The 19,233-nt window shown below is 67.8% G+C and carries 19 protein-coding genes; 1 reads left to right on the top strand and 18 read right to left on the bottom strand.

The features are described from left to right. The first annotated feature begins 11 nt into the window (after nt 1-11). Nucleotides 12-1,100: a DUF2336 domain-containing protein gene (locus AE618_RS11530; protein WP_082365197.1), complete on the top strand. Its 1,089-nt coding sequence runs from the start codon at nt 12-14 to the stop codon at nt 1,098-1,100. Here the strand turns inward: AE618_RS11530 and trmB are convergent. The 18 genes from trmB to hslV form a co-directional block, all read right to left on the bottom strand. Further along, nucleotides 1,075-1,776, bottom strand: a complete 702-nt coding sequence (gene trmB / locus AE618_RS11525) for a tRNA (guanine(46)-N(7))-methyltransferase TrmB (protein ID WP_054209213.1) — start codon at nt 1,774-1,776, stop codon at nt 1,075-1,077. The genes AE618_RS11530 and trmB overlap by 26 nt on opposite strands. Before the next feature lie 231 nt (nt 1,777-2,007). Continuing rightward, entirely contained in the window at nt 2,008-3,213 is a 1,206-nt protein-coding gene (metK, locus tag AE618_RS11520; RefSeq protein WP_054209212.1) for a methionine adenosyltransferase, read from the bottom strand. A gap of 163 nt (nt 3,214-3,376) precedes the next feature. Continuing rightward, entirely contained in the window at nt 3,377-3,790 is a 414-nt protein-coding gene (locus tag AE618_RS11515) for a helix-turn-helix domain-containing protein (protein WP_054209211.1), read from the bottom strand. A 122-nt stretch (nt 3,791-3,912) separates the two neighbouring features. Beyond that, nucleotides 3,913-5,508 carry an apolipoprotein N-acyltransferase gene (gene lnt, locus AE618_RS11510; RefSeq protein WP_054209210.1) on the bottom strand — a complete coding sequence of 532 codons (1,596 nt, stop codon included), beginning with the start codon at nt 5,506-5,508 and terminating at the stop codon, nt 3,913-3,915. Then, entirely contained in the window at nt 5,508-6,491 is a 984-nt protein-coding gene (locus AE618_RS11505) for a hemolysin family protein (RefSeq protein ID WP_054209209.1), read from the bottom strand. The genes lnt and AE618_RS11505 overlap by 1 nt, the downstream gene beginning before the upstream one ends. Further along, entirely contained in the window at nt 6,488-7,120 is a 633-nt protein-coding gene (gene ybeY / locus AE618_RS11500) for an rRNA maturation RNase YbeY (RefSeq protein ID WP_082365196.1), read from the bottom strand. Before ybeY ends, AE618_RS11505 begins: the two co-directional genes overlap by 4 nt. Next, on the bottom strand, nt 7,117-8,220 hold the full coding sequence (locus tag AE618_RS11495; protein WP_248310837.1) for a PhoH family protein: 1,104 nt from the start codon (nt 8,218-8,220) through the stop codon (nt 7,117-7,119). The genes ybeY and AE618_RS11495 overlap by 4 nt, the downstream gene beginning before the upstream one ends. Before the next feature lie 234 nt (nt 8,221-8,454). Then, nucleotides 8,455-9,870, bottom strand: coding sequence for a tRNA (N6-isopentenyl adenosine(37)-C2)-methylthiotransferase MiaB (gene miaB / locus AE618_RS11490; RefSeq protein ID WP_082365194.1), 1,416 nt, complete (start codon nt 9,868-9,870; stop codon nt 8,455-8,457). A 135-nt stretch (nt 9,871-10,005) separates the two neighbouring features. After that, nucleotides 10,006-10,821 (bottom strand): lysophospholipid acyltransferase family protein, encoded by an 816-nt coding sequence (locus tag AE618_RS11485; protein WP_054209208.1) that lies wholly within the window; start codon nt 10,819-10,821, stop codon nt 10,006-10,008. A gap of 31 nt (nt 10,822-10,852) precedes the next feature. Next, on the bottom strand, nt 10,853-11,332 hold the full coding sequence (locus tag AE618_RS11480) for a GNAT family N-acetyltransferase (RefSeq protein WP_248310836.1): 480 nt from the start codon (nt 11,330-11,332) through the stop codon (nt 10,853-10,855). Nucleotides 11,333-11,434: 102 nt separating this feature from the next. Next, nucleotides 11,435-12,121 (bottom strand): tRNA (adenosine(37)-N6)-threonylcarbamoyltransferase complex dimerization subunit type 1 TsaB, encoded by a 687-nt coding sequence (gene tsaB, locus AE618_RS11475; RefSeq protein ID WP_054209206.1) that lies wholly within the window; start codon nt 12,119-12,121, stop codon nt 11,435-11,437. A gap of 16 nt (nt 12,122-12,137) precedes the next feature. Continuing rightward, nucleotides 12,138-12,698, bottom strand: coding sequence for a NifU family protein (locus tag AE618_RS11470; protein WP_054209226.1), 561 nt, complete (start codon nt 12,696-12,698; stop codon nt 12,138-12,140). 121 nt (nt 12,699-12,819) lie between these two features. Continuing rightward, on the bottom strand, nt 12,820-13,314 hold the full coding sequence (locus AE618_RS11465) for a universal stress protein (protein WP_054209205.1): 495 nt from the start codon (nt 13,312-13,314) through the stop codon (nt 12,820-12,822). An 85-nt stretch (nt 13,315-13,399) separates the two neighbouring features. Beyond that, nucleotides 13,400-14,452: a tryptophan--tRNA ligase gene (gene trpS / locus AE618_RS11460; protein ID WP_054209204.1), complete on the bottom strand. Its 1,053-nt coding sequence runs from the start codon at nt 14,450-14,452 to the stop codon at nt 13,400-13,402. 130 nt (nt 14,453-14,582) lie between these two features. Next, nucleotides 14,583-16,154: a murein biosynthesis integral membrane protein MurJ gene (gene murJ / locus AE618_RS11455; protein ID WP_054209203.1), complete on the bottom strand. Its 1,572-nt coding sequence runs from the start codon at nt 16,152-16,154 to the stop codon at nt 14,583-14,585. A 25-nt stretch (nt 16,155-16,179) separates the two neighbouring features. Then, complete coding sequence (hslU, locus tag AE618_RS11450) at nt 16,180-17,490, bottom strand: ATP-dependent protease ATPase subunit HslU (protein WP_054209202.1); 1,311 nt, start codon at nt 17,488-17,490, stop codon at nt 16,180-16,182. 53 nt (nt 17,491-17,543) lie between these two features. Then, the gene (locus AE618_RS11445) at nt 17,544-18,632 is read right to left on the bottom strand and encodes a hypothetical protein (protein ID WP_054209201.1); all 1,089 of its coding nucleotides are present in this window, start codon (nt 18,630-18,632) and stop codon (nt 17,544-17,546) included. Then, on the bottom strand, nt 18,629-19,198 hold the full coding sequence (gene hslV, locus AE618_RS11440) for an ATP-dependent protease subunit HslV (RefSeq protein WP_197280756.1): 570 nt from the start codon (nt 19,196-19,198) through the stop codon (nt 18,629-18,631). The genes AE618_RS11445 and hslV overlap by 4 nt, the downstream gene beginning before the upstream one ends. Nucleotides 19,199-19,233 lie beyond the last annotated feature (35 nt).

Genomic DNA, 19,233 nt, shown 5'->3' with positions numbered 1-19,233 from the left:
GGGGATGCGGGATGAGTTCTGTCAGTACGCTGTTGCGCGATCTCGAGACGACGATGCTTCGCGGCTCGACCGATGACCGGGCTCAGATTCTGTCGCGCCTGACTGATCTTTTCCTCAGCACGGCCTCCGTCATGGACGATGATCAGGTCGGGATTTTCGACGTCGTCATCGGCCGCCTCTCGCGCGCGATCGAACTCAGGGCCCGCATCGAACTGTCCGAACGGCTCGCCCCCGTGCCGAATGCACCCACCGGCGTCGTTCGCCAGCTGGCGCTCGACGAGATCGCGGTCGCGCGGCCGGTCCTGGTCGCCTCGAAGCGCCTGACCGACCAGGACCTCGTGGCCATCTCGGCCGCCAAGGGCCGCGACCACATGCTCGCCATCACCGAGCGGTCCGATCTCGGCGAACCGGTCACCGACTTCCTGATCCTGCGTGGCGGCCGGGTCGTGACCCATGCCATCGCGGCCAACCACACCGCGCGGTTCTCGGAACACGGCATGGGCGTGCTGGTCATGCGCGCCGTCCAGGACGACGCCTTGCAGATGGCGCTGGGCGCGCGAGGCGATATTCCCGCCGAACTTGCCCACCAGCTCATGGTAGCCGCGAAGAACTCCGCCCGCCGCCGCCTGACCGCAGGCCTCCAGCCTGACCTCGCCGGCGCGGTCGACGGCGCTGTCGAGCGCGGCGCGCAGGCGGTCGCCGCCCAGGCCCAGATTCAGGGAGACCTCGGCGCGGTCAACGCGGCGCTGGTGGAGATCAACCGGCTGAACGAGGCCGGCGAGCTCAACGAGGCCAGGATCGTGGCCTTCGCGACGGCGGGCTCGACGGAACATGCCATCTGCGCTGTCGCGGTTCTGGCCCAGCTCGGATTGCCGGCGACGGAGCAGATTATCCTCGGGTCCGATCGCGATGCGGTTTTGCTGGTCGCCCGCGGTTTGGGCTGGTCGTGGGAGACCGCGGCCGCGCTGATCGGGCTGCGCAAGGATTTCGGAAAATCCGCACCCGCAGTCGAGCGCGCCCGCCAGCATTTCCGCAACCTCGCCCAGCCGACGGCCCAGCGCGTTCTCGGCTTCCTCAGGATGCGCGACGCACAGCAGTAAGATAGCTCGGCACCCGCCCGGCCGCGATGGCCTTGGCCTCGTAGCGGGTGCGGATCCAGCCCGGATAGGGCTGACGCCAGTCGTCGGCGCGTTCGTCGATCCAGTCGAAGTCGGGCGAGCGCGCCAGCCGCGCCAGCGTCCAGCCGACATAGTCGTCGATGTCGCTGGCGAAGCGGAAGCGGCCGCCATCGCGCAGGGCCCGGGCAAAAAGCGAGAGCGTCCGGTCGGAGACGAAACGGCGCTTGCGCTGCCGCCGCTTTGGCCAGGGGTCGGGATAGAGCAGATCGATCGCGTCGAGCGAGCCGGCCGGCAGCCGAGGCAGCAGCAGCGCCGCATCGCCATCCCAGATCCGGATATTGGTCAGGCCCTCGCGTTCGATCACGGCCAGGAACTTCGCCATCCCGTTGATGAAGGGCTCGACGCCGATGAACCCGATCTGCGGGCTCTCGCGCATGCGGTGCAGCAGATGCTCGCCGCCGCCGAAGCCGATCTCGAGGCGCACGGCGTCCACGGCCTGCGGAAACAGTCCCGCCATATCGGCGATCTCGCCCTCCGGCAGCTGCAGCCTCGGCAGCACGCTGTCGATCATCAGGCTCTGGCCGTCGCGCAGGGCCTTGCCCTTGCGCCGGCCGAAGAAGGCACGGTCGGGATCGTGGTCGTGGGTCGGTTCGGACATGGTGTGACGCACTGTCATGAGATCTGGGAAACACGCCGCCATCCCGGACAAGCCGCGAAGCGGCGCAGATCCGGGGTCCATGCCTGAGCTTCACCCAAGAGGGTTCCGGCATGGATCCCGGGTCTTCGCTTCGCTGCGCCCGGAATGACGGCGCCTTGGGGGCGATGTCTAGCAAAAGAAAAAGGCCGGAGCGATCGGCTCCGGCCTCCTTGGATCACGCGATGTCTGCGTTCAGGCGACGGCCTTCTTCAGCGCGTCGACGAGATCGGTCTTCTCCCAGGAGAAGCTGCCGTCACGGCCGGCCTTGCGGCCGAAATGGCCATAGGCTGCCGACTTGGCGTAGATCGGCTTGTTGAGCTGCAGATGGGTGCGGATGCCGCGCGGGGTCAGGTCCATGACCTCGCCCAGGACGGACTCGAGCTTGGCCTCGTCGACCTTGCCGGTGCCGTGCAGGTCGACATAGATCGACAGCGGCTTGGCGACGCCGATCGCGTAGGAGAGCTGGATCGTGCAGCGCTCGGCCAGCTTGGCCGCAACGACGTTCTTGGCGAGATAGCGGGCCGCATAGGCAGCCGAGCGGTCGACCTTGGTCGGGTCCTTGCCGGAGAACGCGCCGCCGCCATGGGGAGCCGCTCCGCCGTAGGTGTCGACGATGATCTTGCGGCCGGTCAGGCCGGCGTCGCCATCGGGGCCGCCGATCACGAACTTGCCGGTCGGGTTGACGTGCCAGACCGTCTCCTTGGTGATCCAGCCCTCGGGCAGGGTCGCGCGGATATACGGCTCGACGATCTTGCGGACGTCGGCCGAGGACAGGCTTTCGTCGATATGCTGGGTCGAGAGCACGATCTGGGTCACGCCGACCGGCTTGCCGTTCTCGTACTTGATGGTGACCTGGCTCTTGGCGTCCGGGCCGAGCTTGGCGGCGGCGCCTTCCTTGGCGTGACGGGCCTTGGCCAGCACTTCGAGGATCTTGTGCGCGTAATAGATCGGCGCCGGCATCAGCTCGGGCGTCTCGCGGCAAGCATAACCGAACATGATGCCCTGGTCGCCGGCGCCTTCGTCCTTGTTGCCGGAGGCGTCGACGCCCTGGGCGATGTCCGCCGACTGGGCGTGCAGCAGCACGTCGATCTTGCACTTTTTCCAGTGGAAGCCGTCCTGCTCGTAGCCGATCGCCTTGATCGCCTTGCGCGCGGCCGACTTGACCTTGCTCTTCATCGCCTTCTCGTCGAGCGAGGTGCGGACCTCGCCGGCGATGACGACGCGATTGGTCGTGGCCAGCGTTTCGCAGGCGACACGCACCTGGGCGGCATCCATGCCGGACTTGGCGGCTTCCTTGAAGAACAGGTCCACGACCTCGTCCGAAATCCGGTCGCAGATCTTGTCGGGATGGCCCTCACCGACGGATTCGCTGGTGAACAGGTAATTCTGGCGTGACACGGTCGGGCAGCCCTTTTGCAGGGGTGGGACGGATGACCGGCTCGAAAACGCGCCCGGTCGGCGAAAACGGCCATCCTCTTTGCAGCGGACGCGTTCGCCGTCAAGCAAGGCAATCCGTTTATCGGGAGTCTTGTTCGTCAGGACGAACAATATTCGGGCTGAATCACGCGTTTCCGGTGTCTTCCTCGGCCAGCGACTCGACCAGGTCGACGATGCGGCGCCTCACCTTGGGGCTCTTGATGCGCACGAAGGCCTTGGTCAGCTGCACGCCCTCGCTGCTCGACATGAAGTCGGACACGTAGGCCGAGGACGCCGCATCCGAGAATCCCCCTGTCGGCATATCGCCGGTCGGGGCGCCGTCGAAGAAGAACGATACGGGCACGTCCAGCATCTTGGCGATCTGCTGCAGGCGGCTCGCGCTGATGCGGTTGGAGCCCTTCTCGTATTTCTGCACCTGCTGGAAGGTCAGCCCGAGCGCGTCCCCAAGCTTCTCCTGGCTGACCCCGGCCAGCATGCGGCGCATGCGCACGCGGCTGCCGACATGACGGTCGATCGGGTTGGGAACTTTTTTCAGCATGAACGACAGCCTTGGATCTGTATTCCGCCCGGATGCATTATCGCGCGAGGCGGCATAGTCAATTGGTTTAAGAAGCCGGCTGCTCGGAGCTTAGCGTCACCGTAAAAAAGTTCCAAATGGGATTATTGACGTGGCTGCAACCGCGACAGGAGCAGGAAGCCGGCCAGCAGCAGCGCATAGACCGCATCGCCCCACCGGGCATAAGGCGGAGCTGGCGCGGCGCGCGGCAGGCCGGCGTCGAGCACGCCTTCCGTGCCGAGGGGCAAGCTGGCGATGATCCGCCCGTAACCGTCCGTTACGCCGGAGATGCCGGTGTTGGCGACGCGCACGAGCGGCAGCCCCTCCTCGATCGCCCGCAGCCTGGCCTGGGCGAAGTGCTGGTAGGGGCCGCTGGTCTGGCCGAACCAGCCATCATTGGTCAGGTTGAGCATCCAGCCGGCGCGCGGTCCGGTCGGTGCGGCGTCTCCGGGGAAGATCACTTCGTAGCAGATCAGAGGTGCTGCAGGGGGCAGGCCGCGGATGGAGAGAGGCAGTCGCCGCGTGCCCGAGGCGAAACCGCCGGGGACCGAGACGAATTCCGAAAGGCCGAGGCTTCGGATCAGCGTCTCCAGCAAGGGCGGCAGATATTCGCCGAACGGCACCAGATGGACCTTGTCATAGCTTGAAACGATCATTCCCTCGTCATCGACGACCTGGATCGAATTGAAGATCGGGGGCCGACTCTCGCCTGGAAGCGCCTCGCCGGCGCGCGCCGCGCCCGTGATCAACGTCGTGTTCGGCGGCAGCAGCGCCGCGATCCGCGAGAGCGCCTGCGGGGTTCGGCCGAGCAGGAAGGGAAAGGCCGATTCCGGCCAGATCAGATGGGTGACGGCCTGGACGCCCGGCGTGGTCGGGCTCGTCGCGCGGTCGCTGAGCGCCAGATACTGGTTCAGGATGGCCTCGCCGTTGCGGGCGCTGAATTTCGCATCCTGCGCCAGATTGGGCTGCATCAGCCGCAGCTTGACGCCGGCGACGAGCGGCACCGACCCCGCAGGTACGCGCCAGGCGCCAAAGCCGATCAGGCCTGCCAGCACGACCAGTGCAGCGATAGGCGCGCGCCAGCGACCAGCGCCGGTTTCGCCGGTTCCCAGGGTCGCCGGCGCGGCTCCGATCGCAATCGCAAACAGCGTCAGGCCGTAGAGCCCGGCGAGCGAGGCGAACTGGGCGATCTGGCCCTGTCCGGCCAGCATCATGCCGTAAACGTTCCAGGGAAAGCCGGTCAGCACATGGCCGCGCAGCCACTCGCTGAGCGAGAGCACGACCGCGAGCATCAGGATGCGCCCCGCGCCGGACGGCCAGAGCAGCCTCGCGCAGCCGAAGGCCAGCGCCGGAAACACCGCCAGGAATGCCGGCAGCGCGACGACGCCGAGCGGCATCGCCCAGGCGAATTTGTCGGCTTCGACCAGGAAGGCAGCGCCGAGCCACCACAGCCCGGCCAGGAAGAAGCCGAAGCCCCACCACCAGCCGACGGCGGCGGCGGCGCGGAAACGCCCGAGGACACTGGTGCCGACCGCGCCGTCGATCAGCCAGACGGCGATCGTCATCGGCACGACGATCAGCGGCCAGAGGTCGAGCGGCGGCAAGGCGAGCGCGCCGCTGGCGCCGGCGACGAGCGCGATCAGTCGCTTGCGCCAACCCCAAGCGAGGATGACGCTGTCGGCCAGCACCGCGATCCGCATCAGCCTGGCTCCGACGCGGACTCGGTTTCAGGCGTCGCCGGCGCGCGACGATGGATGCTGAGACGCTTCACACGGCGCTGATCGGCCTCGATGATCTCGAAGGTGAGCCCTTCGGGGCCCTCGACCACCTCGCCGTTGCCTGGCACGCGTCCGGCCAGCGTCACGATCAGGCCGCCCAGCGTATCGACATCCTCGGCGACCTGCGTGTCCGACAGGTCGATCCCGGTCGCATCCCGGAGCTCCTCGAGCGTGGCGCGGGCATCGGCCGTGAAGCTGTCCTCGCCGGCAGGCGCGATCGTCGGCGCCTCCTCGAGATCATGCTCGTCCTCGATATCGCCGACGACGATCTCGATCAGGTCCTCGATCGAGACCAGCCCGTCCGTGCCGCCATATTCGTCGATCACCAGCGCGATATGGGTCCGCGTCGCCTGCATCTTCACCAGCAGATCGACCGCCGGCATCGAGGGCGGCACATACAAGACCGGGCGCAGGATCTTGGTGGCGGCGAGCGTCATCGTGAGATCGACGGCAGACAGGTCGTGGAAGGCGGTCTCGGAGAGACCGGCCGTCGGCTCGGCCCTGGCCTGGCCGGCGATGAATTCGAGGAAGTCGCGGATATGGACCATGCCACGCGGGTCGTCGAGCGAGTCGTCGAAGACCGGCAGGCGCGAATGACCGGCGGTGCGAAACAGCGCCAGCAATTCGTCGAGCGTCGCATCGGCCGGCACTGCGATGATGTCGGCGCGCGGGATCATCACGTCGCCGACGCGGCGCTCGCGCAGGCTGAGCACGTTGGAGAGCATCGCGCGCTCCTGCGCGCTGAGATCGGCGAGTTGCCCGCTGCCCTGCGCCAGCGCTTCGGTGATGTCCTCGCGGATGGTCCCGCCGCCGCGCAGGCCGAGCCTGTCGAGGAAATGGCTGAGCCAATGGGAGAGGCCGCGACCGGCGGCCTCGGTCTGGTTCGGTCGACTGTCGTCGCTCATGATCTTGGAGGTTGGTCTCGGTTCGGGGCTTGGGGAGAGAGCGGGGTTAGGGGAGAGGCAGCGGCAATGGCTTGCGGCCGCGCGACGAGTTCGCCATCGGCATAGGGGTCGGCGATGCCGAGCCGGGCGAGAGCCGCCACTTCGAGGCTTTCCATGCGCTGCGCCTCGGCCTCGGATTCGTGATCCTCGCCGAGCAGATGCAGCAGGCCGTGGATGACGAGATGGCTGAGATGGTCGGCAAGGCTCTTGCCCTCGGCCTGCGCCTCGCGCTCGACGGTCTCGTAGGCGACGGCGATGTCGCCCAGCATCGGGCTCGTCGCGATCCGGTCCGGCGGCGCGGCCGGGAAGGACAAAACGTTGGTCGCCTTGTCGAAACCGCGCCAATCGCGGTTGACGATGCGGATGCGCCGGTCGTCGGTCAGGAGCAGGCTGAGTTCGGCACCGTCGAGGGGCTGAACGGGCGAGACAGCCAGCGCGGCCTGCGTCGCCTGTGTCACCAGAGCGCGCAGAACGGCTAGGTTGCCGAGCGTGCGCCACTGGCGCGACTGGGCCCGGACGGTGATCGCGAGCGCCGGGGGGCTGGTCTCAGGCCGCGGCGCCGAACGCCGCGCGCGAGATCGGTCGGTCATCGCGGCCGCTCCCGCGACAGGGTGCGCTTCAGCCCCTCCGTATCGCTTTCGATCGGAGCCTGCGGTTCCGGCACGGCGGCGCGCATCCGCTCCTCGCGCTCTTCACGCTCGCGCCGCGCGGCGCCCTCATAGGCCATGACGATGCGGCGCACGAGGTCGTGGCGCACGACGTCGCCCTCCTCGAACTTGGCATAGCCGACGCCCTCGACGCCCGACAGAAGCCTCACGGCCTCGATCAGTCCCGAGCGTTGGCCCGGCGGCAGATCGATCTGCGAGGGGTCGCCGGTGATGATCATCCGCGAGCCCTCGCCGAGGCGGGTCAGGAACATCTTCATCTGCACGGAGGTCGCGTTCTGCGCCTCGTCGAGCAGCACCACCGCATTGGTTAGGGTGCGGCCGCGCATGAAGGCGAGCGGTGCGATCTCGATCATGCCGGTCTGCAGGGCGCGCTCGACATGGCGCGCCTCCATGAAGTCGTTGAGCGCGTCATAGATTGGCCGCAGATAGGGATCGACCTTCTCGCGCATGTCGCCGGGCAGGAAGCCGAGACGCTCTCCGGCCTCAACGGCGGGCCGCGACAGCACCATGCGCTCGACCACGCCCTGCTCGATCAGCGAGACGGCGTGTCCGACCGCAAGCCAGGTCTTGCCGGTGCCGGCAGGGCCTTCGGCCAGCACGAGTTCGTTGCGCTTGAGCTGGCGCAGATACGCATCCTGCGCCGCATTGCGGGCCCGCACAGGCCCGCGCTTGCGCGTCACGATCGCATCGAAGGAGGTCTTGCCCGCATCCGCGGCCGGGAACAGCGAGCGCTGGACATTGCTCTCCTCGATCGCGCCGTCGACCTCTCCCAGCGTCACCGAGGCGCCGGCCTTGGCGCGGGTGTAGAGCGTCTTCAGCACGCGACCGGCCTGTTCGGCGGTCTCGCGCGGGCCCTTGATGGTGGCATGGTTGCCATTGGGGCTGACCACAACGCCCAGCCTGCGCTCTAGATGCGCCAGGTTCTGGTCGTAATGGCCGAAGACCAGGCTCGCCAGCCGGTTGTCGTCGAACGAGAGCAGGACTTCGGTGACGGGCAATCCGTCACGCGTCAGGCTTTCCACGCGTGACGGCGCGACCTCGCGCCGCGGGCCCCGTTCCGGTCTCGGTGTCGTCGAGTCAGCCTGTGCCAAAAGCGTCGTCTCCCTGGCGCCTGTTCCGGCCGGACAGAAGCGTTGGGCCGGGTCGTCTCGCAAATCGCTCGCTCATATCAGCCGGCGCTTCGATTTCAGGCTGATGACAGCGGCTCGCCGCCGCCCGCCGCTGCAGGCCAGCCCGGATCGATGCGAAAACCGCGGTCAAGCCGCGAGGTCCTTGTTCGCGGGATCTCGCGCAGCAGGATCTAGCATCGCAGGATTTTGGCTCGGCGTATCCGGCTCCCCGGCCTTGCGGCCGAAGAGGGAGTTGGAGCCCGCCCGCTCGATCACCACCTGCACCCGGTCGCCGATCTGATTCGTCTCCGTCTCGATCTGCACAGCCTGAAGGTAGGGCGTCTTTCCCGCAAGCTGTCGCGGATGCCGTCCCGCGCGTTCGAGCAGCACTTCGACGGTGCGCCCGACCATGGCATGGTTGAAGGCCTGCCGGTGATGCTCGATGCGCGCCTGCAGGCGCTGGAGCCGCTCATCCATCAGCGCGGCGGGCACCTGTTCGCGCAGATCGGCGGCGGGCGTGCCCGGGCGCGGTGAATATTTGAACGAATAGCTGGAGGCGAAGCCGATCTCGTCGACCAGCGCGATCGTCTCCTCGAAATCGGCGTCGCTCTCGCCGGGAAAGCCGACGATGAAGTCCGAGGACAGTGCGATGTCGGGCCTCGCCTGACGGACCCGCTCGATCAGGCGGCGATATTGGTCGGCTGTGTGCTTGCGGTTCATCGCCAAAAGGATGCGGTCGGAGCCCGCCTGCACCGGCAGATGCAGGAAGGGCATTACCTGCGGCAGATCGCGATGGGCCGCGATCAGGTCGTCATCCATGTCGTTGGGATGGCTGGTGCTGTAGCGGATGCGGTGGATTCCCTGAACCTCCGCCACGCGATGCATCAACCGCGCCAGGCCCCAGGCGCGCCCGTCCGAGCCCTCGCCATGATAGGCGTTGACGTTCTGGCCGATCAGCGTGACGTCCTGCACGCCCGACGCCGCCAGCCGCTCGATCTCGGCCATGATCTGCGCGACCGGCCGCGAGAATTCGGCGCCGCGCGTATAGGGCACGACGCAGAAGGCGCAGAATTTGTCGCAGCCCTCCTGCACGGTGACGAAAGCCGAGATGCCGCGCGCTCGGATCGCCGCCGGTTTTGGCGCCGGTAGATGGCCGAACTTGTCGTCGATCGGCAGGTCGGTGTCGACGGTGCGTCGACGCTGCGCCTGCTCGAGGAGCTCCGGCAGCCGGTGATAGGCCTGTGGGCCGACGACGAGATCGACGGCGGGCTGGCGCCGCTGGATCTCGGCGCCTTCGGCCTGCGCGACGCAGCCGGCGACGACGATGCGGGTGTCCTGCCCCTGTGCCTTCTGCGCGGTCTTGATGTCGCGCAGCTTGCCGAGCTCGGTATAGACCTTCTGCACCGCCCGGTCGCGAATATGGCAGGTGTTCAGCAGGATCAGGTCGGCGCCTTCGGGCGTCGGCGTTTCCTCGAAGCCCTGTTCGCCCAGGATGTCGGCCATGCGCTGGCCGTCATAGACGTTCATCTGGCAGCCGAAGGACTTGATGTGGACTTTCTTCATCGCGAAGGGTCTGGTCTCCAAACCGCCTCCTTACTCCGTATCGCGCCCCGAGGAAATGACCGGACGCCCAATCCCGCCGATCAAGCCATTGCCTCTATGCAAGCAACAGCCGGGCCAATCCCGTGCCTGACGGTTTCAGGCCAGCGGCCGCCCGCTCACCGTCTCCTGCCGCGCCTTGCGGATCGCAGCCTCGGCCAGCCGCGTCGCCTCCTTGCGCGAGGTCTTGCGGCCCATCGCGATCGGCTCGCCCCAGGCGAGTTCGACATCGACGGCGCCGGCATCGAGGACGGCCTTTAGATGGGGCGCGAGTTCGGTTTCGCCATACCAGGCGAGCGCCGTCCGCTCGACCCGCCCGCCGGCGATGCCGTGGAAACCGGTATAGCTGATCGTCAGCGGGTAGACCGCGATATCGGCCTCGTCGGCTCCGTCGATCTCGCTCTTGAGCGCTTCATGAGCGGCTCCCAGCAGCGATGACCGCATCGGCAGGATGCGCGTGCCGTCGCCCGTGGTGCCCTCTGCGAACAGCACGACGGCCTGTCCCGCCGACAGCCGCTCGCCCATCTGCGCCGCGACATCCGCAGTGGCGCCGCGGCGCGATCGATCGATGAAGAGCGTGTGCTGCAAGCGGGACAAAAAGCCGATCACCGGCCAGCCCCGGACCTCGCTCTTGGCCACGAAACAGACCGGCCTCTCCGCGCCGAGCACGGAGATGTCGAGCCAGGAGACATGGTTGGCGACGATCAGCCCGCCACTGCCGGCCGGAGGCGGCGTTCCCCGGATGCGCCGACGCACGCCGAGGCAGCGGCAGGTCAGGCGATGGAACAGGAGAGGAATCGTGGCACTCTTCCCCGGGGCGAGCCGGGCTATGACAAGCTGTACCGGCAGCAGCGCGATGGTGGCGAGTGCCAGGGAGGACAGCCGCAGGATCGCGCCGGGACGCAAGCCGGTCATGCCCGCGCAACTCCGCCGATGCGAATGGAGGTCATGCCAGATCGAGCCGCATCGCGACCGCCGTGGCCCGGCTACCGTCAGGCTTGGGGTAATAGCCCTTGCGCCGGCCGACCTCGCGGAAGCCGAGATGCCGGTAAAGCCGTTCGGCCGCGACATTGCCCTCCTCGACTTCGAGGAACACCTGGATGACGCCATTGCCGGCAAGCGTCGACAGATGCGCGCCGAGCAGGTTGGCGGCCAGTCCGCTCCGGCGCTGGCCGGGCGCGATTACGATCGAGAGGATTTCCGCTTCATCGGCCGCCTGGCGCGACATCACGAAGCCGGCCGGGTGCAGGCTCTGTCCGCAGAAGACGCCGTCGCTGGCGATGCTGGCATCCGCCAGGAGCGCCGCGCACTCGCCTGGATCCCAGCCACGCGCGAAGCCGCCCTGGCTGTGCAGCGCCGCCACGTCGCGGGCATGGCGCGCGTCGAGGCGGCCGGTCCGCGCCGGGCTCGCATGAGGGTGTCGCAATCGACGCAGCCAGTCCATGGCGCTTGATGGCACAGACGCGCGCGCTGGCAAGTGCCCTAGCGTCATCTCAGATGGATTTCCCGCAGTTGGTGCATTGAAGCCCTAGCGGCGCGGCAGGCGGGCGCGATCCTGCGGGGTCGTCTCGGGCGCCTTCAGATAGAGCGGACGCGGCGGCGCCGAATCGGGGTCGGCGATCATGCCCAGCCGCGCCACCCAGATCACGTCGGGCGCGCGCGCATCGTCGAGCACCAGCGCGTCGAGGCCGATCGCCCAGGCCTCGTTGGCGACGGCGAGCGACGCCGAGCCGACCAGGCTGACCGGGCCGGCGCCGATGGCGCGCGCGGCGTCGCGATAGCTGACCTGGCGCAGGGCGACGATCTGGCGGCCCTCCGAACTCAGGGCCTGGAACCAGACCTGGCCATGCTTGGCATCGAGCGCGGCGGCAATGACGCGGCCGGGCTCGCGACCGACGAGCGGGGCGGCACAGGCGGCGAGCGTCGTGACCCCGACGGCGGGAATGTTTGCCGCGAGCGCGATTGCGCGGGCGGCGCTGACCCCGACCCGCAAGCCGGTATAGCTGCCCGGCCCGACGGTGACGGCCACCCGGTCGAGCGAGGAAAACCCGCCCTCGACCGCATCCATGACGCGCTCGATCAGCGGCATCAGCGCCTCGGCATGGCCACGCTCCATCGCGATCTGCTCGATCGCCAGCGGGTTCACCATGTCGGCGGTATCGAGCACGCAGGCCGAACAGGCGCCAAGCGCAGTATCGATCGCGAGAATGCGCATCAGCTTCGGGACACGCTCAAACCGCCTCGACCTCGCGCACATCCGGCAGGAAGTGGCGCAGCAGATTCTGGATGCCGTGCTTCAGCGTCGCGGTCGAGGAGGGGCAGCCCGAGCAGGAGCCCTTCATCGCCAGATAGACCGTGCCGTCCTTGAAGCCGCGGAAGGTGATGTCGCCGCCATCGCCCGCCACCGCGGGCCGAATGCGCGTCTCCAGCAGGTCCTTGATGGTCTCGACCGTCTGCGCATCCTCGGGGGCGAAGAACTCGCCCTCCTCGATGACATCGGCGCGCGAGCCGTCCGACAGAACCGGCGCGCCCGACATGAAATGCTCCATGATCGCGCCGAGAATGGCCGGCTTGAGATGCGGCCATTCGCCTGCCGACTTGGTCACGGTGATGAAATCCGAGCCGAGGAAAACGCCGGAGACACCGTTGACGCCGAACAGCCGCTGCGCCAGCGGCGAACGCTCGGCCTGGTCGGGATCGCGCAGTTCGAGCGTTCCGTCCGCCATCACGGCGCGGCCGGGCAGGAATTTCAGCGTCGCGGGGTTGGGCGTGGCTTCGGTCTGGATGAACATGATGAAAATCTCCGGTCCCGGACGGTTCAAGGCCGCCGTTCCTGTCTCCGATATAGGCGCCCGCGTGGAATCATTCCAGCGCGAAGCTAAGGCCAGGCGCGGCGCAGACCGAGGAAGAGCCTCACGCCAGCGCGTCGATTTCCTCGTCTTCCAGATGGCCTGGCACGATCGCGACCGGAATCGGGAAGCTCGCAGCCGATTTGCCGGCGAGCGCGCTGACCAGCGGCCCAGGCCCCTCTCGCCCGGCGCCTGCGGCGAGCACGAGCAGGGAGATGTCCTCGTCGGCTTCGATGAGCTTGACGACCTCGTCGGCCTTGTCGCCGGTTCGCACGACGCGTTCCGGCTCCAGCCCGGCCAGACCGCGCACGGAGGCCGCGGCGGTGTCGATCAGCTTCTCGGCTTCGGCCTCGGCCTCCGCCTGCATGACCGCGCCGACGCCGAGCCAGGTTTCATGCTCGGGAGGCGTCACCACGCCCAGAAGCACGATCGAGGCCCCCAGCCGCGCGCAGCGCCGTGCGGCGAAGCGGACGGCCTTGGCGCATTCGGCGCTGTCGTCCACCACCGCGAGAAATTTCGGGCGATGGCCCGTTTCATAGGACCGCCGTCGCTTCACCATGTCGATTGCCCTGCCGCCGCTCCGGGAACACGCATGGTGAACCGCGCCGCTGCGTCAGCGCAAGCCCGCCCCGACAGGCTCGGCATCAGCGCGGCCGCACGAAGCCGACGATGTCCTTGACGTCGCGCATGATCGGGGCGGCGATGGCCTGCGCCCGCTGCGCGCCGTCGCCGAGAATGGCGTCGATATGGCCGACATCGTCGAGCAGGCGGCGCATCTCGCCGGCGATCGGGCTGAGCTTCTCGACCGCGAGGTCGACCAGCGCCGCCTTGAAGCCGGAGAACTGGCCGCCGCCGAACTGGCCGAGCACCTGCGCCTTGGTCTGGCCGTTGAGGCCGGCATAGATCCCGACGAGGTTTTCGGCCTCGGGCCGGCCCTCGAGACCCTTTTCCTCGGAGGGCAGGGCATCGGGGTCGGTCTTGGCCTTGCGGATCTTCTGCGCGATCGTCTCGGCGTCATCGGTCAGGTTGATGCGCGAATTGTCGGAAGCGTCCGATTTCGACATCTTCTTGGTGCCGTCGCGCAGACTCATCACACGCGGCGCCGGCCCCTGGATCATCGGCTCCGGCTGCGGGAAGAAGCCGAGATTGCCGGTGGCCAGCCCCCGTTGCTCGATCTGCACGCCGAAGTCGTTGTTGAACTTCTGCGCGATGTCGCGCGCCAGCTCGAGATGTTGCTTCTGGTCCTCGCCGACCGGAACATGCGTCGCCTTGTAGAGCAGGATGTCGGCCGCCATCAGCGCCGGATAGGCATAAAGCCCGATCGAGGCGTTTTCCTTGTCTTTGCCGGCCTTTTCCTTGAACTGGGTCATGCGGTTGAGCCAGCCCAGCCTTGCGACGCAGTTGAACACCCAGGCGAGTTCGGCGTGCTGATGCACCTGGCTCTGGTTGAAGATGATGCTCTTCTTGGTGTCGATGCCCGCGGCGACATAGGCCGCCGTGACCTCGCGGATCGCCCGCGTCAGGTCGGCGGGGTCCTGCCAGACCGTGATCGCGTGCATGTCGACGACGCAATAGATGCACTCATGCGTCTCCTGCATCGCGACCCAGTTGGTCAGCGCGCCCAGATAATTGCCGAGATGCAGCGTCGAGGTCGGCTGCATGCCGGAGAAGACGCGCTGGTGGAAAGTCGTCGCCATCGGGGCGCTCCCGCGAAAAAGGGGGGTCGTTCGGAGTGCCGCGTTCTGGCCGAAGCCCGCGCGGCGCGCAAGGGGCGCGCTACAGTCACGGCAGCCGCGCATCGCCCAAGGAGCGCCAAGGCCGGCCCGTTCAGGACGTTTTCCCGAACCGCCCGAGTTCGCGCAAGCGGAACGCGCCCAGCAGCCGGCCGGCAAGCGCGTAGAGTACGCATCCGACACCACACAGCAGCGTCAGCGCAGCGATCCGCCGGCTCAAAGCGGCGTCTATGGACAGGCTGGAGAGAAGCCGGGGCATCACGGCCTCGATGCCGGCCAGCATGACGAGATTGGCCGCCATGATGGCGAGCATCGGTCGCAGCATCCGGCGCTGCGGCCGCCAGAGCCGGTCGCGCAGCAGAAAGCCCCCCAGAACCCCGGCCTGCGTCACGAAGGCAAGGCTGGCCGCCGCGGCCGCATTTGTCGCGGGCATCGCCATCGTCCCGGACCGGCCGGCGAGGATCGCCACGATCAGCGCGGCAAGGCCGGCGTAGAGCGGCAGGTGCGGCGTCTGCCGGGCGAAATAGACCTGGGCGAAGACCTTCGCAATCACGGCAAAGGGCAGGCCAAAGGCAAAGGCGCGCATCGCATCGGCGGTGCGGATGCGGTCGATTTCGGTAAACCGGCCGCGTTCGAACAGCACCGAGATGATCGGGTCGGCCAGCCAGGCCAGAGCCGTCGCGGCCGGAACCGCCAAAGCGAGCCCCAGCAGCAGCGCCCGGTCGATCGTCTGTCGCCGCCCCGCCGCGTCGCCATGGCTTTCCTGCGCGGCAATGGCCGGCAAGAGCACCACCCCCATCGCCACCGCCACGAAACCGAGCGGCAGCTGGAAGACACGGTCGGCATAATAGAGCCAGGACACGGCGCCTGGCTGAGCCGAGGCAATCTGCGTCGCCACCAGCAGCACGAGTTGTGAGGTCGAGGCCGCCAGCAGCGCCGGCCCGCCGAGCTTTACCAGCCGCGTCATGCCCGGCGACCACTGCAGCCGCGGCCGCGCCAGCCCGGTCTTCCCGCGCCACAGCGCGATCGCAACCATCAGCAGATGCAGCGCCCCGCCGAGGCTGACCGCCGCCGCGATCAGCGCCGCGCCCTGCTGCGACGGCATCCCCGTGACGAGCGCAACCACCAGCGCCGCGATCAGGACGAGATTGAGCAGGGAGGGCGCAAGTGCCGCCACGAGGAAGCGCCCCTCGGAGTTCAGCACCGCAGCCAGGAGCGATGCCAGCGTGGTGAAGGCGAGAAAGGGCAGTGCGATGCGGGTGTAGCTCGTCGCCATGGCGAGCGTCGCCGGCGCGTCGTGAAACCCGCCCGCGATGGCGAGCACCAGCCAAGGCGCCAGCAACAGCCCGAGCGCGGTGACGACGCTGAGCGCGAGTGCGAGCCAGGCAAAAGCCTGGCCTGCGAAATGCCTGGCTGCCTCGACGCCCGCTTCGGTGCGCAAATCGAGATAAACCGGCACGAAGGGCGCGTTCAGCCCACCCTCGCCCAGCACGCGCCGCATCAGATTGGGCAGGCGGAAGGCGACGAGGAAGGCGTCCGCCACCGGGCCTGCCCCGAGCATGCGCGCGATCAGCATGTCGCGGGCGAAGCCGAGCAGACGCGACAGCACCGTCGCCAGCCCGACGACGAGCGAGTTGCGGGCGAGTTTCGCGGGTTCAGCCGGCATCGCCGCCTTTCCCTTCAACGGCCGGTTACAAAATGAACCGGCTCAGATCCGCGTTCTTCGCGAGATCGCCGATGCGCGATTGGACGTAGGCGCCGTCGATCGTCACGGTCTCGCCCGAGCGGTCGGGCGCCGTGAACGAGATGTCGTCGAGGATGCGCTCGATCACGGTCTGGAGCCGGCGGGCGCCGATGTTCTCGACGGTGGAGTTCACATCGACCGCGATGCGCGCGATGGCGTCGATTGCGTCAGGCGTGAAGTCGACGGTGACCTCTTCGGTGGCCATCAGCGCCACCGTCTGCTTGATCAGGCTGGCCTCCGTCTCGGTCAGGATGCGCCTGAAATCATCGACGTCGAGCGGCTGCAATTCGACGCGGATCGGCAGGCGGCCCTGCAGCTCCGGCAGCAGGTCGGACGGGCGCGAGACGTGGAAGGCGCCCGACGCGATGAACAGGATGTGGTCGCTCTTCACCGCGCCATGCTTGGTTGCGACCGTCGTGCCCTCGATCAGCGGCAGCAGGTCGCGCTGCACGCCTTCGCGCGAGACATCGGCCCCGCCTTTGCCCTCGCGGGCGCAGATCTTGTCGATCTCGTCGAGGAAGACGATGCCGTTGTTCTCGACCTCGCGGATCGCGGCCTGCACGATCGCCTCCTGGTCGATCAGCTTGTCGCTCTCTTCCGTCAGCAGCGGGCCATAGGCGTCCTTCACCAGCACGCGCCGGGGCTTGCCCTTCTGGCCGAAGGCCTTGCCGAACATGTCGGAGAGGTTGATGGCGCCGATCGAGGCGCCCGGCATGCCCGGCACCTCGAACATCGGCGCGGAGGATTGACTGCCCGAGGCGATCTCCACCTCGATCTCCTTGTCGTCGAGTTCGTTGGCGCGGAGCTTCCGGCGGAAGGAATCGCGGGTGGCGAGGCTGGCATTGACGCCGACCAGCGCGTCGAGCACGCGCTCTTCCGCCGCGACATGGGCCTTGGCCTGGACATCCTTGCGCCGGCTCTCGCGCACCAGCGAAATCGCGATCTCGACGAGGTCGCGCACGATCGATTCGACGTCGCGGCCGACATAGCCGACCTCGGTGAACTTCGTCGCCTCGACCTTGAGGAAGGGCGCGTTGGCGAGCTTGGCGAGGCGCCGCGCGATCTCGGTCTTGCCGCAGCCGGTCGGCCCGATCATCAGGATGTTCTTCGGCGAGACCTCTTCGCGCAGCGGCCCCTCGAGCTGCTGGCGGCGCCAGCGATTGCGCAAGGCGATGGCGACGGCACGCTTGGCGTCGTTCTGGCCGACGATGAAACGGTCGAGCTCGGAGACGATCTCGCGGGGAGAGAAGGAGGTCATGGAAACCGCATATCCTGAATGGAAAGGGGGCGCCGGCCGGTCACGCGGCGGTGTCAGGCAGGGGGGGCGTCGATTGGCGGCAGCCTCTCGCGCCAGCGCCCGAGCGGCAGCACGGGGAGAAGCGCGCGGCGCAAGCCACGCCAGCCGGCCGAAAGCGCCAGCACCAGCACGGCGAGGCCGAGCAAGGCCAGCGGCAGGCTGAGATTCGTCGAGACGCTCTGCGAGATCAGATAGGCCACCGCGATGCCGGCATAGCTCAGCGCCGAGACCAGAAGCGCGCGCCGGTCGATGACAAGCGCGATCACGCCGAGCACCGCGAAGATGCAAAGGATGATCAGGGATTTGGTCGTGCCGAAATCGCCGGTCGAACCGACCATGCTGCGGAAGACCGGATGCACGATCAGCCCGGCGGAGAGCAGGTGCAGCCAGAAGGCGGCATCGGAGCGGCGGGTCAGGCGGCGCGGATCGCGCATGTCGAGACGCAGAGCCAGCGCGAAGACGGACAGGCCGCAGGCCAGCAGGATCAGGTTGAGGTAATCTTGGGCCAGCGCCGGCGCGATCGCCGAGATCAGCGCCAGCAGCACGCCGATGCCGCCGCTTGCCACCAGAGCCATGTCGATCGGCACGCGAAAACGCCAGTGATGCAGGAGCGCCGCGCCCGAGAAGGCCAAGGCAGCGACAACCCAGCCGCCATAGAGGATAGAGGGCAGCCCCCGGTCGGCCGTGAGTTGCGCGACGAGCAGCGCCGCCGCTGCGCAGAACATCGCGGCGAGCAGGATCGAGGGCAACGCCAGCCGCATCCGCCGCGCGAAGACCTCGCTCAGCCCCCAAGCGCAGAGCAGCGCCACACCGGCGAAGGCATCGCCGAAGCCAACCACGCGCGACAATCCTAGCAGCGCACCCGCGAGCAGGCAGACGCCGATGGCGACGAAGACGTCGTTGAAGCCGCCGATCAGCCGGAAGCGCTCGTCGTCGGGATCGACGGCGAGGCGGTCGTCCGCCGTCACGCTGTCGCGCAGGCGAGGCGCGGACGAGGCCGTTGCTTCCAGCCGCAGCCGCGCCAGATGGGCGATGCGCACGGCTTGCGCCTGGTCGATGATTCCTTCCGCGACCGCAGCCTGGAGATCCTGCTCGGCGATCATGGCGTCTCCAATGTCTCGATGACGAGCGAATGGTTGGTGTAGACGCAGATGTCGCCGGCGATTTTCATCGCCTTGCGCACGATCGCCTCGGCATCATCATCGATGTCGATCAGAGCGCGCGCTGCCGACAATGCGAAATTGCCGCCCGAGCCGATCGCCATCACCGAGCCATGCTCGCTGGCCTCCGGCTCCAGAACGTCGCCGGTTCCCGAGATCAGCAATGAGACCTCCTTGTCGGCGACGAGCAGCATCGCCTCCAGCCGGCGCAGATAGCGGTCGGTGCGCCAGTCCTTGGCGAGCTCGACGCAGGCGCGCAGCAATTGCGTCGGATACTGCTCCAGCTTGGTTTCCAGCCGCTCGAACAAAGTGAAGGCGTCGGCAGTGGCGCCGGCGAAGCCTGCGATGACCGCGCCCTTGGCGAGGCGGCGCACCTTGCGGGCATTGCCCTTCATGATGGTCTGGCCGAGCGAGACCTGTCCGTCGCCGCCGATCACGACCCGCCCGCTCTTGCGCACCATCAGGATGGTGGTCGCGTGCATCAGGGAGGCGTTGCTAGTCTCGGACATGCGATTGCGCCTCGGCCTTTCAGTGAACAGGAGCC

The sequence above is a fragment of the Allobosea vaviloviae genome (assembly GCF_001298265.1).
Classification (GTDB): domain Bacteria; phylum Pseudomonadota; class Alphaproteobacteria; order Rhizobiales; family Beijerinckiaceae; genus Allobosea; species Allobosea vaviloviae_B.
The sequence above is the reverse complement of the archived record's forward strand: the minus strand, read 5'-3'. Positions and strand labels throughout refer to the sequence as shown.

Coding starts and splice junctions, on each gene's coding strand:
- AE618_RS11445 (WP_054209201.1), bottom strand. CDS start 18,632: ATGATCGCCGAGCAGGATCTCCAGGCTGCGGTCGCGGAAGGAATCATC.
- trmB (WP_054209213.1), bottom strand. CDS start 1,776: ATGTCCGAACCGACCCACGACCACGATCCCGACCGTGCCTTCTTCGGC.
- hslV (WP_197280756.1), bottom strand. CDS start 19,198: ATGTCCGAGACTAGCAACGCCTCCCTGATGCACGCGACCACCATCCTG.
- ybeY (WP_082365196.1), bottom strand. CDS start 7,120: ATGACCGACCGATCTCGCGCGCGGCGTTCGGCGCCGCGGCCTGAGACC.
- tsaB (WP_054209206.1), bottom strand. CDS start 12,121: ATGCGCATTCTCGCGATCGATACTGCGCTTGGCGCCTGTTCGGCCTGC.
- AE618_RS11485 (WP_054209208.1), bottom strand. CDS start 10,821: ATGACCGGCTTGCGTCCCGGCGCGATCCTGCGGCTGTCCTCCCTGGCA.
- trpS (WP_054209204.1), bottom strand. CDS start 14,452: ATGGCGACGACTTTCCACCAGCGCGTCTTCTCCGGCATGCAGCCGACC.
- hslU (WP_054209202.1), bottom strand. CDS start 17,490: ATGACCTCCTTCTCTCCCCGCGAGATCGTCTCCGAGCTCGACCGTTTC.
- lnt (WP_054209210.1), bottom strand. CDS start 5,508: ATGCGGATCGCGGTGCTGGCCGACAGCGTCATCCTCGCTTGGGGTTGG.
- AE618_RS11505 (WP_054209209.1), bottom strand. CDS start 6,491: ATGAGCGACGACAGTCGACCGAACCAGACCGAGGCCGCCGGTCGCGGC.
- AE618_RS11530 (WP_082365197.1), top strand. CDS start 12: ATGAGTTCTGTCAGTACGCTGTTGCGCGATCTCGAGACGACGATGCTT.
- AE618_RS11470 (WP_054209226.1), bottom strand. CDS start 12,698: ATGTTCATCCAGACCGAAGCCACGCCCAACCCCGCGACGCTGAAATTC.
- AE618_RS11465 (WP_054209205.1), bottom strand. CDS start 13,314: ATGGTGAAGCGACGGCGGTCCTATGAAACGGGCCATCGCCCGAAATTT.
- murJ (WP_054209203.1), bottom strand. CDS start 16,154: ATGCCGGCTGAACCCGCGAAACTCGCCCGCAACTCGCTCGTCGTCGGG.
- miaB (WP_082365194.1), bottom strand. CDS start 9,870: ATGAAGAAAGTCCACATCAAGTCCTTCGGCTGCCAGATGAACGTCTAT.
- AE618_RS11515 (WP_054209211.1), bottom strand. CDS start 3,790: ATGCTGAAAAAAGTTCCCAACCCGATCGACCGTCATGTCGGCAGCCGC.